Source organism: Photorhabdus asymbiotica, assembly GCF_003634575.1.
GTDB classification, from domain to species: domain Bacteria; phylum Pseudomonadota; class Gammaproteobacteria; order Enterobacterales; family Enterobacteriaceae; genus Photorhabdus; species Photorhabdus asymbiotica.
Genome location: NZ_RBLJ01000001.1, coordinates 178,583 through 196,653 on the forward strand (window position 1 = coordinate 178,583; position 18,071 = coordinate 196,653).

An 18,071-nucleotide genomic window follows, 5' to 3' on the forward strand; every position below is an offset into this window, starting at 1 on the left:
AATTACCTGCAAATATGTACTAAAAGGATGGATTTCCATTATGAAAAAATCGTTAGTGGCAGTAGGCGTTATCGTTGCCTTAGGTGCAATCTGGACTGGAGCTTCATGGTATACCGGTAAACAAATCGAGCAACATATTGGCCCAGCTGTTGCCCTCGCAAATGCAGAGTTGGAAAAAGCATTCCCTGAAACTGGTCTGGTATTACAGAGTAAAGATTTCCAGCGTGGCGTATTTAGTTCTGATGTACGTCTTGTCCTGAAGGTTAAAGAAGGTATTAAAAACGCAGAAATCAAACCTGGTGAAGAGATCTCAATTAAATCTGTGATTGATCACGGCCCTTTCCCGCTGGCACAAGTGAAGAAATTTACCCTTATTCCCAGCGCGGCTTCCGTGCATTCCGAATTGGAAAATAGCGAAGCTTTAAAACCATTATTTGAAGTTACGAAAGGCAAATCTCTGTTCACTGCTGATTCTCGTATCAGTTATAGTGGCGATACTATTTCTGATGTTGATATCATCCCTGTCGATTTTGCAGAAAATGGCGCTAAATTCAATTTTTCTGGCGCCAAACTGACTTCAGATCTCAGCCACGGGCTGAAAGATATCTCACTGACAATAAAGAGTGACCAACTGACCATCAACAAAAATGACGAAAACTTCGTTGTTAAAGGTATTGATTTAGACCTGTCCAATAAAAAAGGCAAGTTTGATATCTATGTGGGTGATCAAAACATCAAAATTCAGGAAATCAGTCTGAAAGGTATCACCAATCAAGATATCGTTCTCTCTGGCCTTAAAATGGGTTCAAATATCAGTGAAGACGAAACGAATCTGAAAGGGAAAATCACGTATAGTTTAGATGGTTTCAAACTAAAAGATATTGATTTTGGTTCCGGGACATTTGCTATTACCGCGGATCGTCTGGATGGTGCAGCCGTGCGTAAATTTACCCAAGCATATAATGATGCCACAGCCAAATCTCTCGCTTCTGGCGATCTCTCTTCCGATGCAGCAGACACAGCTATTATTGATGCTATTTTTTCTAATCTGCCCATCCTGCTGAAAAATAATCCGCAATTTGGTATCGAACCATTAACCTGGAAAAATACCAAAGGTGAAAGTACCATTAATTACAAAGTGAGTCTGAAGAATTTACCGAAAGATAAAAGTAGCTTATCTTCAATGAAAACCGAGGAAGCTATCCGCACTTTGATTCAGGATATGTCTCTGAATGTGACATTACCAAAACCAATGGTACTTGAATTCGCCACTCAAGCATCATTGGTTAATGGTATGGATAAAGGCAGAGCTGAAGAAAACGCGGAACAACAGGTAAAACAATTGGAGCAACTTGGAAAATTGTTTAGAATCACCACTGTTGATGATAACGCTATTAGCATTAAGTTTAATTATGCAGACGGTAAAGTAGAAATGAACGGTGAGAAAATGTCCTTACCTAAGTTCATGTCTGAGTATGGTTTATCCGAGTCTTCTGATGATGACGAAGCACCAGAGCAAACGATGCCAGAGGATGACAGCCACAACAGTGGAAATATACAGGCAGAAGGCACGGTGCAACCTGCACAATAAACAACCATAAACGCTTATGCTAAAATGCCAGTCAACCAATTTGACTGGCTTTTTTATATAAAAAAAGGACCCGGAATATGATTGATATACAGCTCCCACTAACAGATTTACACCGCCATCTTGACGGCAATATCCGGCCAGCAACCATTTTAGATCTTGCCCACCAGCATAATATTCAACTACCAGCTAATAACCTGGAATTACTACTTCCTCATGTTCAGGTTATTGAAAATGAACCCGATCTCGTTAGCTTTTTACAAAAATTAGATTGGGGTGTGGCAGTACTGGCTGATTTAGATGCCTGCCGGCGGGTTGCTATTGAAAATGTTGAAGATGCTGTAAATGCTGGTCTGGATTATGTGGAATTACGTTTTTCCCCTTATTACATGGCAATGAAACATCAATTACCCATTGAAGGGGTTGTTGAAGCCGTTATTGATGGTATCTATTCTGCCCGCCAAAATAACGACATCGATATTCGCCTTATTGGTATTCTAAGCAGAACTTTTGGTGAAAACGCCTGCTATCAAGAATTGGCTGGTTTACTGGCTCACCACCAGCATATTACTGCATTGGATCTGGCGGGTGATGAATTAGGTTTCCCAGGTCATCTTTTCCAATCTCATTTTACTAAAGCTCGTGATACTGGCTGGCAAATAACTGTCCATGCTGGTGAAGCAGCAGGCGCTGAAAGTATTTGGCATGCCATTCGTGAATTAGGCGCGACTCGTATCGGTCACGGTGTAAAAGCGATTACTGATCCAGCCTTGATGGATTATTTAGTTGAAAATCGTATCGGTATTGAAACCTGTTTAACCTCAAACCTTCAAACCAGCACCGTTAATTCTTTATTGGACCATCCACTAAAAAGATTCCTGGAAAAAGGGATTCTTGCTTCCATTAATACAGACGATCCGGTAGTTGAAGGTATCGACATTCGCCATGAATATGACGTTGCTGCCCCTGCCGCAGGTTTATCCGCCGCTCAAATCCGCCAGGCTCAAATAAATGGGCTGGAAACCGCTTTTATCAGTGATGCAGAAAAACAAGCATTACGGGCGAAAGTAGCAAACCGTTAAGTTCAGATAGTAATCAGGAATGGGTTTCCCATTCCTGATTATGGTTATTTATTTGGAATTTAATCCTCGTCTTCCGTTGGTAAAACCGCCTTGGGTAAAGCACTAAACGTTCCCCAATAAAAAGCAATTAAAGATATCACTGCTACTGCAACGATATCCCAAGGCGCTGAAATAATGCCTTTACCGCCAAATGTGCCTAAATAGGACAAAATGATCATTGCACTATAGAAACCAATCAACCACAAAGAAGAAGTTATCTGTTGGCGTAAACTCACTTTGTCTACAGGAACTTTATTTTTGAATAACAAGTAGATAAAGAATAAGACAATCTGTAATCCAAGCAACCAGGAAACCGTTTCCCAACCAGACCAATAAACAATGAAAGCGGAAATAATAAAAGAGAGCGGACCAATGATCGCAAACCATTTAATATAAAAGGGACGTTTTATCTCTTTGGCATTTCGGCGTAAAGCAGAAACGGTTACTGGCGCTAACGCATAGCTCAAGACTAATGCCGCGGAAACAACACTGATGAGTTTTTCCCATGAAGGAAAAGGTAATGTCCAAAAAATAGCAAGAATAAATGTCAACCAAAGTGCAGGACGGGGTATTCCCGATTGTTCATCAATATGGGTAAACACATTAAACAACGTTCCACTTTTTGCCCAGCCATAAATAACACGCGGAGTCGCATTCATATAAATATTCCCAGTGCCACTTGGGGAGATCACCGCATCACATACCACCAAAAAAGCAAGCCATCCTGCACCCAGTATTAAAGCTATGTCACGAAACGGCAGTGAAAAATATTGTCCAATTTGTTTCCAGCCACCAAAGAGTAACTCTGAGGGTATCCCACCAAGAAAAGCTAATTGCAATAAAACATAAATGACCGTAGACAGTAAAATAGACAGAATAAGGGCAATCGGAATTGTCTTTTGGGGTTTTTCCACTTCACCGGCGACAGAAATAATTGGCGTCAAACCAAGATAGGCAAAAATAATGCCACCAGCCGAAACCGCAGCTTGAACACCAGATACCCCATAAGGAGAAAATCCGTGAACTTGCAGATTACTTGGATTGAAGTAATTCAAAAGGATAACAATAACCAGCAGCGGAACAACGAATTTGAAGATACTAATAATATTGTTGGATTTCGCAAAGGTTTTCACACTGTTGTAATTAAGGTAAAAGAAAAATGCTAATAAAATAAATTGAACCAACCAACCTGCCAAAGTTGGATCACCAGAACCAGGCCGACTAAGAAATGGGAACCACGCAGCCGCATATTGTCGAGCCGCAACAACTTCAATAGCGATAAGACTAGAAAACGCGATTAAAGTGATAGACCCCATTAAATATCCCATGAGCTCACCATGAGAAAATACCGGATAACGAATAATGCCACCCGATTTAGGTAATGCCGCCCCCAGTTCGCAATAAACAATGCCGAGTAAAAGTACGGCGATACCGCCAATCACCCAGGAAAAAATCCCAGCTGGCCCTGCAATAATAGACACATGGCTGACGGCAAATAACCAGCCAGAGCCAAAAATAGCCCCCAATCCAATGAAGGTTAAATCTGTGAGTGTTAACTGTTTTTTAAATTTTCCCTGCCCGGAATCGGATTTTGGCAGTGACGCGGCTTCGTATGGGACCATAATTATTCGCTCTTTTCTGTTTTTTATTTGATATACGCCAAAGCAAGGTAACTTCGCATAACAGTGGCGCAATAATGAGCTTCCCGATAGCAAGCGATGCTAACTTATAATGCTTCTCTACTCATTCCCCCATTAATTAACCGAGAAATATTTAACGGATTACGGTTTTGCAGAGCTGGGGGAAGTAAGGATTCAGGATAGTTTTGGAAACATACCGGACGCAGAAAACGCCATATCGCCAGTGTGCCAACTGAAGTGCCTCTCGCATCTGAAGTCGCTGGGTAAGGCCCGCCATGAACCATGGCATCACCTACTTCAACTCCTGTTGGGTAACCGTTAATAACCACCCTGCCAGCAATGTTCTGTAATCTTCGACTAAGCTCGTGCGCATTAGCTAATTCATCGTGTTCACCAATCAAGGTCGCGGTAAGCTGTCCCGGCAAACAGTCAATTGCGTGCAAGAGCTGATGTTGATTTACGGCTTCAATCACAATAGCAACAGGACCGAAAACCTCTTCTTGTAATAAGGTATTTTTATTCAACAACAAAGCAATATCTGCATAATACAGCATCGCACTGGCTTGATTTTCATGATGTTTACCAATGGCTAACCGTCTCATTAAGGGTTCATTATCCAGCTGATGAATACCTTTTTGGTAACTCAGTAATGTGCCTCGGTTTAGCATTGACTGTGCCGGACGAAGAGTGATTTCCTGCCCTAATTGAGCCATAAACTGAGTAAATTCTGGTGAACGAATACCCAGGATCATCCCCGGTTTAGTACAAAACTGACCGCAACCTAGTGTGAATGAATTTACCAGTTCTTGAGCGATTTGTTTTCCTCGCTGTGTTAAGGCGTTTGGCAGCACAATAACTGGATTGATACTCGACATTTCAGCAAAAAACGGAATAGGTTGTGGTCGCTGCATGGCCATATCAAATAGTGCCCGTCCACCAGCGAGTGAACCGGTAAAACCAACGGCCTGAATAATCGGGTGTTTGACGAGATCGGCCCCCACGTTATTGCCATAAATCATATTGAACACACCTAAGGGCATTTGTGTGGCGGTGATTGCACGTTCAATGGCTTCTGCAATAATTTCAGCGGTAGCCATATGGCCGCTATGTGCTTTAAAAACAACAGAGCAGCCCGCAGCTAATGCTGACGCCGTGTCACCACCAGCGGTTGAAAAAGCTAAAGGGAAATTACTGGCACCGAAAACCGCAACAGGACCAAGAGGAATATGACATTGGCGAATATCAACTCTGGAGAGTGGTTTTCTCTCAGGTTGTGCCGTATCAATACGGGCAGCATGAACATCACCACGGCGTAACAGCGTGGCAAATAGCCTCATTTGCCCGCTTGTTCTCGACTGTTCGCCCTGAAGTCTGGCGGGTGGTAAGGCTGTTTCTGCTGATACAAGGGCAATGAAGTCATCGCCGAGAGCATCAATTTCATCTGCAATTTTATCTAAAAAAGCGGCACGTTCTGCTAACGATGTTTGGCTATAACATGTAAATGCATTGCCGGCGGCTTGAGCGGCGAGCTCAACCTCACGTACTGTAGCCTGATAAAACGCATAACCCATTGGTGAGTTATCCTCCGCCCGCTGGCTGTGTAAACAACGCTCTCCCTCTGCTTGCCTGCGACCACCGATAAATTGCATACCTGAATGTGTTACCAACATAATGATTTCTCCTAAGGTATAAGATAAGCCCCAAATGGCATTCAGAGGCCCACATCAGGCAGCAAAGGACGATTTGCCAGAGCTTTTTCTACAATAGCGCGTACTTCAGCCAATATTTCCCCTTCCAGTGGTAAACGTGGCGGACGGGTAATAGCACTACCACGACCAACCATTTCTTCACACAATTTGATGCATTGCACCAAATCAGGACGGAAATCCAAATGCAGCAAAGGCATAAACCAGCGATATAACTCCCGAGCTTCTTCATAACGTTTCTGTTTAGCCAGCCGGAATAAGGTCTCTCCCTCCCGTGGAAAGGCATTTGACATGCCAGAAATCCAACCTTCTGCTCCCACGGCGACCGACTCTAAAACGACGTCATCCAAACCAGCAAAAAGAATGAAACGATCACCGGTTTCATTGGGAATATCACTAAAAGGACGTGTATTACCTGATGAATCTTTAAACGCAACGATATTTTCACAATCGGCCAGAGATATCAGCATCTTCGGCGTAATATCATTTTTATACAGCAGAGGGTTGTTATATAGCATGATGGGCAAATCGGTAGAGGCGGCAATTGTACGGAAATACGCCCTATTTTCTTTTGGTGTTGGCGTATAAACCAGTGGCGGCATGATCATCACCCCACTAGCCCCTGCCTGGCGGCATTCAGCAACCATTTTGCACGCATTATCGGTTGTCAGTTCTGCAATCCCCGAAAGGACGGGAACTTTTCCACCAGCAACATCCACCGCAAGCTCAATGACAGCACGCTTTTCCTCCATGGACAAAGAGGTGTTTTCCCCTACGGAGCCATTGACGACTAAACCAGAAACCCCATCTTTAATCAGGTTGGTCATTACCTTATGAGTGGCGTCTAAATTAATGGAAAAATCGGGGTTAAATTGTGTCGTCACTGCTGGAAAAACCCCCTGCCAGTTAACTTTCTTTTTGCTCATAGCCCTATCCTGTAATTGCCATTGATTTATTTGATTGATATTCAAAATACGAGTTGTTTTTATTTTGTAAACAAAGTGTGACTTATTGGTTTTGATCGAATGATGGCTATTTCGCCACAGAGAAGCTTGTCACTTTTCGCAGTGAACAATGACGAAATTGGCATAATAGGAATTCCTGATTACAGATAAAAAGGCCAATTGGATCACAAAAGGATGGGTGAATCAGGAAGCCGCAAAATTGACTGGCGAAAATCACTGGGAGTTAGCCCAGTTAACGCCTTAAATTGCCGAGTAAATGCGCTATGATCCGTATAACCACATTGCAAAGCGACATCTGTGATAGGCAGTTTTGTAGCCAGTAATTCAGACGCTTTTTCAATTCTGATTTTGTGGATCATTTGTCGAGGGGTCAGGTGAAATACGCGTTTACAGTAACGTTCCAGTTGAGCAACCGAGAGATGTGTTAAATGAGTTAGCTCTTTGAGACGGATCGTTTGATCAAAATGTTCACGAATATAATCATCAACAATCGCCAGTTTTTGGTACACAGGATGGTTTTCCTTAATTTCCATCAGATCATGAGAAATTCCAGCCATACCAATAACTTGATTATGCTGATTATACAATGGCAATTTATATGTCATGCACCAGCCTGTTTTACGCCCATGGTAAAAATGGAGTTCCAGCTGGTTTTGGATAATCACCCCTTGATGTAATACACGTAAATCTTGTTCGGTGTAACAGCTACCCATTTTGGCCGGAAAGACTTCCGAGGAAGTTTTACCGAGTAGTGAAGAGATCGATTTAAATCCGCAGCGCGTAGCCAATGTAAGGTTAGCAATGAGATAACGTGCTTTGATATCTTTAATAAAGAAAACCACACTGGGAATCGCATTTAGCAAAGGGGTAATTAAAGCAACCGTATTGAGAATATCTTGCAAGTTATTGGGTTTGTGATTAACAAGCCCACTGCACAGTGTTGATAAAAACTCAATATTACAAACATCATAGCCGCTTTTTTCATTATTCTGGTATAGGTTGTCATGGACTATATTCATCATCAATATCTCCAGGATATTATCACTAATATAAGATTATTAATCTTATATTTGATTATTTATCTTGGCTAAATAAATATCAGATTTAATATATACGCAATGTTCAAAAGCAATATATTATGTTCATGTGATAATTATCACAGAAATTCGTTGCCATTATTTTCATTTATTTGATTTATTTGATTTATTTTTATATTGGGTATAATTTATAAATTGTTTTTTTAGTAAAGATAAAACTCAACGATTTATTTGTAATTTTTCATTTTATTAGAACGTCTCTATACCCAATAGATTTCGAGTTGCAGCGCGGCGGCAAGTGAACGAATCCCCAGGAGCATATACCCTATGGATTTCAAGATGCATCGCGACGGCCAGGGAGCGAATCCCCGGGAGCATAGATAACTATGTGACCGGGGTGAGTGAGTGCAGCCAACAAAGAGGCAACTTGAAAGATAACGGGTATAGATAACTCTGTGACTGGGGTGAGTGAAAGCAGCCAACAAAGCAGCAACTTGAAAGATGAAGGGTATATGATAATTCAGCAATCTTTTCACTATGCTGATTTCAACATGTTATGGTATGAAACTCATCAAGCGACAAACAAAATATTACGCCACCATCTGGTAAAAATGTACTAATTTGGTGGCCTTATGGCAGAGAAAAACGCATATCAGATTATTCACGTCATTGATTCACACACAGGTGGAGAACCCACACGCACGGTAATAGAGGGATTTCCATCTCTTGGCAAAGGAACCGTTGCCAAACAGCGGCAGCGCTTTGAAGCTGAATTTGATCACTGGCGCCAGGCTCTCATTCTTGAACCAAAAGGGAATGATGTATTAGTGGGTGCACTCTTATGTCCACCTGCTGCACCAGAAGCCGATATAGGGGCTATCTTCTTTAATAACGCAGGGTATTTGGGCATGTGCGGCCATGGTACCATGGGCCTTATTGCTTCACTCCATCATCTGGGCCGATTAAAACCTGGCAAGTATAAAATTGAGACACCTGTTGGTCTTGTGGAAGCCGTGCTCCATGAAAATAGAGAGGTGTCTGTTCATAATGTCCCCTCTTATCGTTATCAACAGAATATCACCGTAAATGTGCCTGATGTGGGTGATGTTAATGGCGATATTGCCTGGGGAGGAAATTGGTTTTTTCTGATTAGTCAACATGGTCAGTCGCTAACTCCCCGCCATATCGCTGAACTCACGCAATACAGTTGGGCCGTTAGGCAAGCATTGGAACAAACGGGGATCACGGGTGAAAATGGCGAGTGTATCGACCATATCGAATTGTTTGCTCCTGATAACCATGCGAATAGCCGCAATTTTGTGTTATGTCCGGGGAAAACCTATGACCGTTCACCCTGTGGCACTGGAACAAGCGCTAAATTAGCCTGCTTAGCCGCAGATGGAAAATTGCAGCCTGGTGAGATTTGGCGACAATCGAGCATTATTGGCAGTGTTTTTGAAGCCCAATATCACTGGGTTGGTCAGAAAATTGCTCCCGTGATCCGGGGAACAGCGCATGTTTACGGTGATAATAAATTAATCATCGCTAAGAACGATCCTTTCGCTTGGGGAATTAACCTATGACCCCATCTCAAATATCGGATGTTATTATCGTTGGCGCTGGTATTGTTGGAGCCGCATGTGCTTATCAGTTAGTACAAGACGGTTTGAGCGTTGCTGTCATTGATGATGGTGGTAAAGGGGCGACACAGGCAGGAATGGGCCATCTGGTGTGTATGGACGATAATCCTGCCGAATTGGCATTGAGTAGTTACTCATTAGATATATGGCGAACATTCACCTCTCATATGCCAGAAAATTGTGCATGGCGTGGATGCGGTACACTTTGGCTGGCCGATGAAGAAGATGACATGGCACTTGCTGAGGAAAAAAGCGCACATTTTGCCAACTATGGAATTGAAAATATTCTGATGACAGCAACCCAGATTCATCAAATAGAACCTATGGTGAAAGCTGGAATAGCCGGTGGTTTATGTGTTCCTGGAGATGGAATTGTCTATGCACCGAATGTCGTACACTGGTTTCTTGCTGCCTGTAATGAAAAGATTCACTTCATTAAGGGACAAGTCCATGCCTTAGAGCCTCAGTCTGTTGTGTTGAATGATGGAAAGAAATATTACGCACCGAGAATATTGTTGGCAAATGGGTTGTGGAGTACACATCTGTTACCTGAATTACCTATTTTCCCTAAAAAAGGGCAATTGGCGATTACCGATCGTTACCCTCCCTGCATCACCCATCAATTGGTGGAATTAGGGTATAGTGCCAGTGCGCATGATGATGGCACGTCAACGGCTTTTAACGTTCAAGCCCGGCCTACTGGTCAGCTCTTAATTGGATCTTCACGCCAGTTATATAACGAAAAACCCACAATTGATCTCACCCTACTCCGTTCTATGCTCCAACGCGCACTTCATTTTCTACCTCAGCTTGGTCAGATGAATATCTTACGTTGCTGGTCTGGTTTTCGTGCCACGACTCCGGATGGTTTGCCGCTATTGGGACAACATCCTGATTGTGAATGGCTATGGCTGGCTGTGGGCCATGAAGGATTAGGAGTGACGACAGCACCGGGCAGCGCCAGAATCATCGCTGCATTGATGCTGAACAGAAAAACAGAGATTGATCCATCACCTTACCAACCTGCACGTTTCACCCCTAAGTCCGTCAAACAGTAGCATGAAGAGGTTGCCATGATACTCAAAAACCCACCGTTTATTACTTTGTTTATTGATAGCAAACTGATCACCGTTCCTGCGGGGATTACTGTTGCGACTGCGCTGGCTTATACCGGTGATGAGCACTGCCGTATGTCGGTATCACAGCAATTGAGAGTACCTTTTTGTGGTATGGGGATCTGTCAGGAGTGCCGTTTGATGATTAATGGTCGCCGTCATTTAGCGTGCCAGACAATGTGTGAAATGGGTATGAAAGTTGAGAGGATCTGAACATGGCAACATCTTCTTCTACCGTATTGCACTGTGATGTGTTGGTTGTTGGCGCCGGACCTGCGGGATTAGCTAGCGCACAGGCCGCCTTACAAGGACGGCAAATCGTTATCCTGCTTGACGACAATCCCAGAGCAGGCGGACAAATTTGGCGTCAAGGACCATTTCATGCATTACCCCCCATAGCGAAACATTATCTATCGGTGCTATCAGAAGACACATTGACCTACTTACCGGGTTGTAAGGTAATTACTGTAGACAGCCAATGTGTCACTGTTGCAACAGCAAGTCAGTACCGAATTATCCACTATCAACGCATTATCCTTTGTACCGGGGCCAAAGAAAAATTACTGCCTTTTCCTGGATGGACATTGCCGGGTGTCACGGGCGCTGGAGGATTGCAAGCACTGATAAAAAATGGCCTACCCATGACTGATGAGCATGTTGTGATTGCTGGTAGCGGCCCGCTTTTGCTTGCGGTTGCAGAGACGGTGAACAAAGCGGGAGGGAATGTAGTCGGGATCATTGAACAAGCGCCTTTGTACCGCTTAGTAGCGTTCGGCTTGCGCTTAATCCGTTGGCCAGAAAAATTGCGTCAAGCCATCACGCTCATGCCACTTAAAAATTATTACAAAAACAGCATAGTGTTGGGTGTAGAAACCTCCATAGCAGGAAAGTTGACTGGCGTATATATCAGGCATAAAGGGCGGAAACAAAAATTATCCTGTACACGTCTGGCATGTGGTTTTGGTTTAAGGCCCAATACGGAATTAGCACAACTATTTGGTTGCTTGTTGGATGAACAAGGAAACATTCAGGTAGATACGTGGCAACAGACAACCATACCCAGTGTATATGCAGCAGGAGAATGTACAGGTATTGGTGGCAGTGAACTTGCCCTTTGTGAAGGGTTTATTGCCGGATTTGCAGCAAGTGATGAATACGCACTGGCTGAAGCATGGCAGCAGAAACGAATAAAATGGCGGCGTTTCACCGCAGCGGTAGCACAAACATTTAAATTGAATGAAGAGATCACACAGTCTCTTCCACCCGATACGTTGATCTGCCGTTGTGAAGATGTGAGTTTAAAAGAGCTTGAATCATTTCAGAATTGGCATAGCGCAAAAATGGCGACACGGTGCGGTATGGGAGCTTGTCAGGGAAAAATCTGCTCTGCCATTCTCCACGATATCAAACATTGGGCGATACCCTCTCCTCGCATTCCACTATCGCCTGTGAGTCTTGAAACGCTGGCAGAAGAATTCCCCTTTCAAGAAGGACAAGAAGCAGAACTCGGAAAAGAAAACCCCAGCCGTCGCTGATCAATAAATGATGACACACTCAAATTTGTTTAATCGCCTTTGCTATAATTCACCTCTTTACTCATTAAAATACATAATAAATTAATTTAAAGATTAAGGTGTGAGCATTTATGTATAAAACAAATGGAACAATCCTGGATGTGCCAGGTATCAAGGTTGGACATGCTGAAGATGAATTAAAACAAACCGGTTGCAGCGTCATTATTTTCAACGACGGCGCTGTTTGTGGTGTTGATGTCAGGGGTTCTGCACCGGGAACAAGGGAAACCGAGCTTTTAGATCCCATTAATATCATTCAAAAAGTCAACGCAGTGGTGCTAAGTGGCGGTAGTGCTTTTGGATTGGATTCCGCCTCTGGCGTCATGCGCTATCTTGAAGAAAGAAAAAAAGGTCTTGATGTCGGTGTCACTGTCGTACCTATCGTTCCAGCCGCAATAATTTTTGATCTAAATTTTGGCGATCCTGCTGTTCGTCCTGATGCCAAGATGGGCTATATTGCAGCACAAAACGCTTCTACCAACGCTTTTCCATCGGGAAACATTGGTGCCGGTGCCGGGGCCATGATAGGTAAGATAGCTGGTTTTGACAAAGCCATGAAAGGTGGACTTGGAACAGCATCTGTTAAATTACCCGGGGGGCTAACAGTAGGCGCAATGGTTGTTGTAAATGCTGTTGGTGAAATCAGAGACCCTAAAAATGGCAAAACCATCGCAGGTGCATGTGATGAAAATGGTCATCTTATCGATCTCATTTCCTACATTTTAGAAAATTATAAAGATCATCATTTCACTCAGGGAATAAATACGACGATTGGTATAATTTGCTGTAACGCAAATATGAATAAAAGCCAGATGAAAAAAGTTGCCCAGATGGCTCATGATGGCCTTGCAAGGACAATATACCCGGTTCATACCATGAGTGACGGAGACACTATTTTTGCAGCGACAACAGGGGGAGTGGATTCATCGGTGAATATTGTTGGTATGCTTGCGGCTGAAGTCATGGCTGCCGCAATTTTAGATGCTGTAAAATCAGCTAAATCAAAATTTGGCGTTAGAGGTTATGCCGATTTAGCAAAATAAAAAATACTGGGTTACTTCTCGAAGCACGATGAAATTCATAATCCACAACGTTTTATCACCCTTTTCACAAATGAGTAAAAAGGGTGATTTGGTCCTAATGGGTAATAAGATATCTCACAGTTTTATCTTTTCCGACTAAATCTAGCCATCCCCGGTTTTTCAGAATTAGGAACAAAACCTGGATTTCCAGCGCCCGGTTTCCAACTCACTTTCATTTTTGCGCCAACCTTGTTGTAAAACTTTTCTAATTCATAAATATCATTGGCTATTATCCATTTTCCTTTACAGATAATAGCAACTGGAAACTCTCCAGGTTCGGCAACAACTTTAACAATCCCACCACGTTTCTTGACTTCTTCTCTCTCTTTATCCATAGCAAAAGCAGGATAACTTACCTGAGGACCATGTCTGATAACATTATGTTCTTTATCTTCAAATGGCCGGTTTAAATCAGATTGAGCAATAAATCGGTTAATAAGATCAATAATTTTCTTTTCTTCTAATGAAGCAGATGGAACTGAATGTGGCTGTGTCGTGAAACTAATCATGTCATGCATATCATAGTCGCCAGTGAAAGGCAGCGCAGCCCAGTTCTCTTTTCCTTTCAAGGAAGAGAGACTTACTTCGAGATTATTTAAATCTATTGGATAAACTCTTTTCCTGACCAATCCATCTGATAACCCGTGGTTACTACTCATATACATCCCTTTAAGATGACCACTTTGTCTATCCCAGTGACCAACATAACCCTCAATAGAGGCTTGCTGCACCTTATTTATGACATCTGAAGCTTCACCTTCAGAATAAGCTTTTCTAATTGAACCAGGTTTAATTGTTTTTTCTAGTATATCGTGTCCTTTCGCTGCGGCACCTTTACTCAGCGCCCTCAAAGTTGGTTCCCCTGCCGCACGAAAACTGACAGCAAAATTACCCACTTTAGACGCTTTTTCAATCGCCTTCATGTGCCCTTCCCAAATAAATTCTCTTTTAACTTGTTGGCGAACACCAACATCATTCTCGAACATATTTATCAATCCTCTGAATAATTAAAAAGCAAAATAACCAAAATAAGATGAGCATTAACTTATTTAAATATTCTTCCATCTATGTGGTATATACAACAAACTCTAAACCAAATTAATCCATACATCACGATTAAATATTAATTTTATGACAAATCAGAAAATGCAAATCCAAAATCCAAAGTCCACTTCAGTAACTGGGTCACCCAACAGTATTAGACCTAAAAGCCCCGATCGGTTATTTTTCACTATGTGACGGGTTATGATGGATTAGTCTAGAAACGCTGGCAGCGGAAGCTAATCAAGACAACTGATTAATCATAAAGAGACTGAAAATATCTTTATCAGTGATGTATAAAAAAGCATTACGGGCGAAAGCAACCAACCTTAAATATAAAAAACTCAGGAATGGAGTTCCCATTCCTGATTATGATGATTTAATTCAGACTAAAACAAAATTAAATCAGATACCAAGCTATCATTTATTTATCTTATGAAGAAATCAAATGATAAATATTATCACCACTATCTCTGACATGATCGTCAAAAATAATAACAAAACTGTTATGTGAAGCAGAATATGATTTTTTTGCACCTCTCTGTATGACTGAAAATACGAAGCCATCCCCATCCGTATCGGATAGATCCCACACTTTTACATCTTCACAATCAATATCCAGATATTCTTCTCTATCCTCCTCCCCACATTTACTAACCGAAACTTTAACCGGTTCACTTGAGAGGTTTTTAATATAAATCATATAATTCCCCATTATATCAACAATATGGATTTACATTTAGTTCAAGAATATATTATATACACCACAATTAAATTAAGAAAACTGGTTCAAGATAAAAAATATTTTAGTGGACCAGTATCGAAATTTTATATCTAGAAATAAAGATATTTATAATAACTTTTAGTCTATATTTAGACAGATGGTAAAGAATATAAAGGAGATATCCCTCTACCGTTATTTTCAACAGAGCTACTATAAATAATTATGTAGCCATCTAATCTCATTGAATACAATACTGGTTTATTATCCCCCCATATTATTGACATTAGAAAACCACGTTCATCCGATCTAAACCACTGCACCACCTCTCCTGGACCAATCTCAAGATATTCGTCATTAGCTTCTTCACCACTCCATTTACTAATTGCAACTTTAACCACTTTATCTGAAACATTTTTAGCATAAATCATATTACCCCCTCCATTATATCGACATAGATTTATATAGAACTGATTCAACAATACCCTAATATGTACCACAATGAAATTAAGTTAAGTATAGATGAAAAAAAACCAATACAACGATTATTTGTGTGGCTCTCATCAAATTTTTAGACCTAGAAAAGAAAACACCTAAAATATTAAATTACATTAATTGGATTAATGAAAATATTTTCAATCTAAATTTAGTAACTCAATATTATATTGTTGTAAATATAATAATTGTCATTAATGTATATTTACAACAATTTCCTATCATGGGTTTATATCTAATAGATTTCGAGTTGCGGCGCGGCGGTAAGTGAACGATATTGGTATCTAACAGCAAATCCATTAAGAGTATTTTCCTTCAAACATATCAATAACTTCGGTGCTGTTCATATCGTCAAAATTGGCTGGAACGCTACCTTTGCCTTTGAGAAAACCGAGCTTACGCTTAGGTTTATCTTCTCTGTATGCGATGACTTTAACCAATGCATGACCATTCTTGGCGATCACTATGGGCTCACCAGTGCGAACAACTTCCTGGATAATTCTGGACAAGTTAGTTTTCGCGTCGTAGATGTTAATCTTTTCCATAAAATGACCTCTTGTTGTATATATTTTAATCATAGCCATTTTTGTTGGTCTAGTCAATTTGGTTAGACTAATGATTTGCTTAAAACAGGCAGAGGCTGGAAATATCTTTATTAGCAGTGATGCAGAAAAATAATATTAAAAGTGAAAACACAAATCGTTAAATATAATTAGCTCGGAAATGGAGTTCTCACTCCTGATTATAGTTATTATTTGGAATATAAAGTCCAATAAAATTAGATGCCAGACTGAATATCCAAACGATAAATTTATTCTCATGCTTTATTTCAAAGGATATATCCAATGATCACTATCCTCAACATCTCTACCGTAACCAGTAATATCTTTATCATGAATAACAATGTTGCTATTTGATAAAACAAAATACGGCTTTGGCTCTGCCTCACCTTCCCGTATTATTGACATTACAAAACCGCGACCATCAGTACGATCCCAACCCTCTACCAATCCAGGATTAATATTAAAATACCCTGTACCACCTTTTTTCCCCCATTTATTAATTGCAACTAGAACCAGCTTATTTGAAGCATTCTTGACATAAATCATATTACCCCCCATTATATCGACGTAGATTTATACCCGTCATCTTTCAAGTTGCCTCTTTGTTGGCTGCACTCACTCACCCCGGTCACAGAGTTATCTATGCTACCGGGGATTCGCTCCCTGGCCGTCGCGATGCATCTTGAAATCCATTGGGTATATATAGAACTGATTCAACAACACCCTAATATGTACCACAATGAAATTAAGTTAAGTTAAGTTAAGTTAAGTATAGATAAAAAAAAACCAACACAACGATTATTTGTGTGGTTCTCATCAAATTTTTAGACCTAGAAAAGAAAACACCTAAAATATTAAATTACATTAATTGGATTAATGAAAATATTTTCGAGATAAATTTAGCAACTTAATATTATATTTTTGTAAATATAATAATTGTCATTAATATATATTTACAACAATTTCCTATCAACAGATGCCATCCGCTTTTTCTGTTGAGATAAAATATGTAGATCAATCAGGGCTAAAAACTATACACGCTACAGGTCCGGGTGATTGCATGATCCATGGAGGAGGAGCGGGAATAGACCAAATAAGATATAAAAGTTTCTCTACAGGACAAAATATTATAGTTACTTGGGATTAATAGTAATATACCCAATAGATTTCAAGTTGCAGCGCGGCGGCAAGTGAACGAATCCCCAGGAGCATAGATAACTATGTGACTGGGGTGAGTGAAAGCAGCCAACAAAGCAGCAACTTGAAGGATGAAGGGTATATACTATTAACAGCCCTACTTGAATCTTAAGTGGGGCCCTATGCAACCGTTCAATCATGACAGGAGCAAAAAATTATGAAAAATTTATTTGCTATTATGATACTTCTCTCTGCAATGGTAGGGTGTTCAGATAAAGGTAATCGAAATAAACTAGTTCAAGCAGAAGAAGGGTTAAAATTTGAATTTTCATCCGGTGATAAATTTCTCTTAACCCAAGCATGTACCGATCAAATCGATTATTTAGGACCGCACAATGGAATGAATAGTGTGTTATCAGTAGTAGTGAAAAAAGATGAACAATGTTTTCCCCAATTTAATGCTCTAATCAAGAAAAACATCGGAACCTCAATGACAATATCATTCAGAGGTGTTCATGTGGTCACTGCGACTATTCAAACCGCTCTAATTCCTTCATTCAGAATGAGTACAAAAAATGAAAAACAAGCCATAAGTATTTTGAACACATTAAAAAATTAAATGGATTGCCTTAAGTAGTTTTTAAAA

Annotated in this window: 20 protein-coding genes; 11 read left to right on the forward strand and 9 right to left on the reverse strand. The window is 40.9% G+C overall.

Annotation, left to right across the window (positions count from 1 at the left end; all coding sequences use genetic code 11):
• Window positions 1-40 precede the first annotated feature (40 nt).
• On the forward strand, window positions 41-1,591 hold the full coding sequence (locus BDD30_RS00675; protein WP_015834292.1) for a YdgA family protein: 1,551 nt from the start codon (window positions 41-43) through the stop codon (window positions 1,589-1,591).
• Window positions 1,592-1,668: 77 nt separating this feature from the next.
• Window positions 1,669-2,670: an adenosine deaminase gene (gene add / locus BDD30_RS00680; RefSeq protein WP_015834291.1), complete on the forward strand. Its 1,002-nt coding sequence runs from the start codon at window positions 1,669-1,671 to the stop codon at window positions 2,668-2,670.
• Window positions 2,671-2,729: 59 nt separating this feature from the next.
• Here add and BDD30_RS00685 read toward each other — a convergent pair whose 3' ends face one another.
• From BDD30_RS00685 to BDD30_RS00700, 4 genes are all read right to left on the reverse strand, one after another.
• The gene (locus BDD30_RS00685; protein WP_015834290.1) at window positions 2,730-4,331 is read right to left on the reverse strand and encodes an APC family permease; all 1,602 of its coding nucleotides are present in this window, start codon (window positions 4,329-4,331) and stop codon (window positions 2,730-2,732) included.
• 104 nt (window positions 4,332-4,435) lie between these two features.
• Entirely contained in the window at window positions 4,436-6,019 is a 1,584-nt protein-coding gene (locus BDD30_RS00690; protein WP_015834289.1) for an aldehyde dehydrogenase (NADP(+)), read from the reverse strand.
• A 41-nt stretch (window positions 6,020-6,060) separates the two neighbouring features.
• A complete protein-coding gene (locus BDD30_RS00695) occupies window positions 6,061-6,981 on the reverse strand; it encodes a dihydrodipicolinate synthase family protein (RefSeq protein ID WP_015834288.1) in 921 nt (306 codons plus the stop codon).
• Between the two features lie 203 nt (window positions 6,982-7,184).
• Entirely contained in the window at window positions 7,185-8,042 is an 858-nt protein-coding gene (locus BDD30_RS00700; protein ID WP_015834287.1) for an AraC family transcriptional regulator, read from the reverse strand.
• A gap of 313 nt (window positions 8,043-8,355) precedes the next feature.
• Here BDD30_RS00700 and BDD30_RS23330 point away from each other — a divergent pair, with 313 nt between their 5' ends.
• The 7 genes from BDD30_RS23330 to BDD30_RS00725 all read left to right on the forward strand — a co-directional run bounded on the left by BDD30_RS23330 (window position 8,356) and on the right by BDD30_RS00725 (window position 13,429).
• Complete coding sequence (locus BDD30_RS23330) at window positions 8,356-8,508, forward strand: hypothetical protein (protein WP_170152931.1); 153 nt, start codon at window positions 8,356-8,358, stop codon at window positions 8,506-8,508.
• Between the two features lie 4 nt (window positions 8,509-8,512).
• On the forward strand, window positions 8,513-8,677 hold the full coding sequence (locus BDD30_RS23335) for a hypothetical protein (protein ID WP_015834285.1): 165 nt from the start codon (window positions 8,513-8,515) through the stop codon (window positions 8,675-8,677).
• 12 nt (window positions 8,678-8,689) lie between these two features.
• Window positions 8,690-9,640, forward strand: coding sequence for a 4-hydroxyproline epimerase (locus BDD30_RS00705; protein WP_015834284.1), 951 nt, complete (start codon window positions 8,690-8,692; stop codon window positions 9,638-9,640).
• Window positions 9,637-10,755: an NAD(P)/FAD-dependent oxidoreductase gene (locus BDD30_RS00710; protein ID WP_015834283.1), complete on the forward strand. Its 1,119-nt coding sequence runs from the start codon at window positions 9,637-9,639 to the stop codon at window positions 10,753-10,755. Before BDD30_RS00705 ends, BDD30_RS00710 begins: the two co-directional genes overlap by 4 nt.
• Window positions 10,756-10,770: 15 nt before the next feature.
• Window positions 10,771-11,025 carry a 2Fe-2S iron-sulfur cluster-binding protein gene (locus BDD30_RS00715; protein WP_015834282.1) on the forward strand — a complete coding sequence of 85 codons (255 nt, stop codon included), beginning with the start codon at window positions 10,771-10,773 and terminating at the stop codon, window positions 11,023-11,025.
• A gap of 2 nt (window positions 11,026-11,027) precedes the next feature.
• A complete protein-coding gene (locus BDD30_RS00720; protein WP_015834281.1) occupies window positions 11,028-12,347 on the forward strand; it encodes an FAD-dependent oxidoreductase in 1,320 nt (439 codons plus the stop codon).
• Between the two features lie 110 nt (window positions 12,348-12,457).
• Window positions 12,458-13,429 carry a P1 family peptidase gene (locus BDD30_RS00725; RefSeq protein WP_015834280.1) on the forward strand — a complete coding sequence of 324 codons (972 nt, stop codon included), beginning with the start codon at window positions 12,458-12,460 and terminating at the stop codon, window positions 13,427-13,429.
• Window positions 13,430-13,551: 122 nt separating this feature from the next.
• Here the strand turns inward: BDD30_RS00725 and BDD30_RS00730 are convergent, their stop codons facing one another.
• From BDD30_RS00730 to BDD30_RS00755, 5 genes are all read right to left on the reverse strand, one after another.
• Entirely contained in the window at window positions 13,552-14,391 is an 840-nt protein-coding gene (locus BDD30_RS00730) for an Insecticial toxin (RefSeq protein ID WP_231849211.1), read from the reverse strand.
• A gap of 551 nt (window positions 14,392-14,942) precedes the next feature.
• Complete coding sequence (locus tag BDD30_RS00735) at window positions 14,943-15,212, reverse strand: hypothetical protein (RefSeq protein WP_015834278.1); 270 nt, start codon at window positions 15,210-15,212, stop codon at window positions 14,943-14,945.
• Between the two features lie 170 nt (window positions 15,213-15,382).
• Complete coding sequence (locus BDD30_RS00740) at window positions 15,383-15,661, reverse strand: hypothetical protein (protein ID WP_015834276.1); 279 nt, start codon at window positions 15,659-15,661, stop codon at window positions 15,383-15,385.
• Between the two features lie 363 nt (window positions 15,662-16,024).
• Entirely contained in the window at window positions 16,025-16,270 is a 246-nt protein-coding gene (locus tag BDD30_RS00750; protein WP_015834275.1) for a type II toxin-antitoxin system Phd/YefM family antitoxin, read from the reverse strand.
• 279 nt (window positions 16,271-16,549) lie between these two features.
• Window positions 16,550-16,834, reverse strand: coding sequence for a hypothetical protein (locus BDD30_RS00755; protein ID WP_015834274.1), 285 nt, complete (start codon window positions 16,832-16,834; stop codon window positions 16,550-16,552).
• Between the two features lie 430 nt (window positions 16,835-17,264).
• On the opposite strand from BDD30_RS00755, the gene BDD30_RS24920 reads away from it, so the two are divergent.
• Window positions 17,265-17,435: a colicin Z C-terminal domain-related protein gene (locus BDD30_RS24920; protein WP_387794671.1), complete on the forward strand. Its 171-nt coding sequence runs from the start codon at window positions 17,265-17,267 to the stop codon at window positions 17,433-17,435.
• Between the two features lie 207 nt (window positions 17,436-17,642).
• Entirely contained in the window at window positions 17,643-18,044 is a 402-nt protein-coding gene (locus tag BDD30_RS00760; RefSeq protein WP_015834272.1) for a hypothetical protein, read from the forward strand.
• Window positions 18,045-18,071: the final 27 nt, after the last annotated feature.

Excerpts from the sequence above, each read along its gene's own strand:
- BDD30_RS00715 (WP_015834282.1), top strand. The coding sequence starts at position 10,771 with ATGATACTCAAAAACCCACCGTTTATTACTTTGTTTATTGATAGCAAA.
- add (WP_015834291.1), top strand. The coding sequence starts at position 1,669 with ATGATTGATATACAGCTCCCACTAACAGATTTACACCGCCATCTTGAC.
- BDD30_RS00690 (WP_015834289.1), bottom strand. The coding sequence starts at position 6,019 with ATGTTGGTAACACATTCAGGTATGCAATTTATCGGTGGTCGCAGGCAA.
- BDD30_RS00760 (WP_015834272.1), top strand. The coding sequence starts at position 17,643 with ATGAAAAATTTATTTGCTATTATGATACTTCTCTCTGCAATGGTAGGG.
- BDD30_RS00705 (WP_015834284.1), top strand. The coding sequence starts at position 8,690 with ATGGCAGAGAAAAACGCATATCAGATTATTCACGTCATTGATTCACAC.
- BDD30_RS00725 (WP_015834280.1), top strand. The coding sequence starts at position 12,458 with ATGTATAAAACAAATGGAACAATCCTGGATGTGCCAGGTATCAAGGTT.
- BDD30_RS24920 (WP_387794671.1), top strand. The coding sequence starts at position 17,265 with ATGCCATCCGCTTTTTCTGTTGAGATAAAATATGTAGATCAATCAGGG.
- BDD30_RS00755 (WP_015834274.1), bottom strand. The coding sequence starts at position 16,834 with ATGATTTATGTCAAGAATGCTTCAAATAAGCTGGTTCTAGTTGCAATT.
- BDD30_RS00740 (WP_015834276.1), bottom strand. The coding sequence starts at position 15,661 with ATGATTTATGCTAAAAATGTTTCAGATAAAGTGGTTAAAGTTGCAATT.
- BDD30_RS00730 (WP_231849211.1), bottom strand. The coding sequence starts at position 14,391 with ATGAAGGCGATTGAAAAAGCGTCTAAAGTGGGTAATTTTGCTGTCAGT.
- BDD30_RS00750 (WP_015834275.1), bottom strand. The coding sequence starts at position 16,270 with ATGGAAAAGATTAACATCTACGACGCGAAAACTAACTTGTCCAGAATT.
- BDD30_RS00735 (WP_015834278.1), bottom strand. The coding sequence starts at position 15,212 with ATGATTTATATTAAAAACCTCTCAAGTGAACCGGTTAAAGTTTCGGTT.
- BDD30_RS00710 (WP_015834283.1), top strand. The coding sequence starts at position 9,637 with ATGACCCCATCTCAAATATCGGATGTTATTATCGTTGGCGCTGGTATT.
- BDD30_RS00700 (WP_015834287.1), bottom strand. The coding sequence starts at position 8,042 with ATGATGAATATAGTCCATGACAACCTATACCAGAATAATGAAAAAAGC.
- BDD30_RS00695 (WP_015834288.1), bottom strand. The coding sequence starts at position 6,981 with ATGAGCAAAAAGAAAGTTAACTGGCAGGGGGTTTTTCCAGCAGTGACG.
- BDD30_RS00675 (WP_015834292.1), top strand. The coding sequence starts at position 41 with ATGAAAAAATCGTTAGTGGCAGTAGGCGTTATCGTTGCCTTAGGTGCA.
- BDD30_RS00685 (WP_015834290.1), bottom strand. The coding sequence starts at position 4,331 with ATGGTCCCATACGAAGCCGCGTCACTGCCAAAATCCGATTCCGGGCAG.
- BDD30_RS00720 (WP_015834281.1), top strand. The coding sequence starts at position 11,028 with ATGGCAACATCTTCTTCTACCGTATTGCACTGTGATGTGTTGGTTGTT.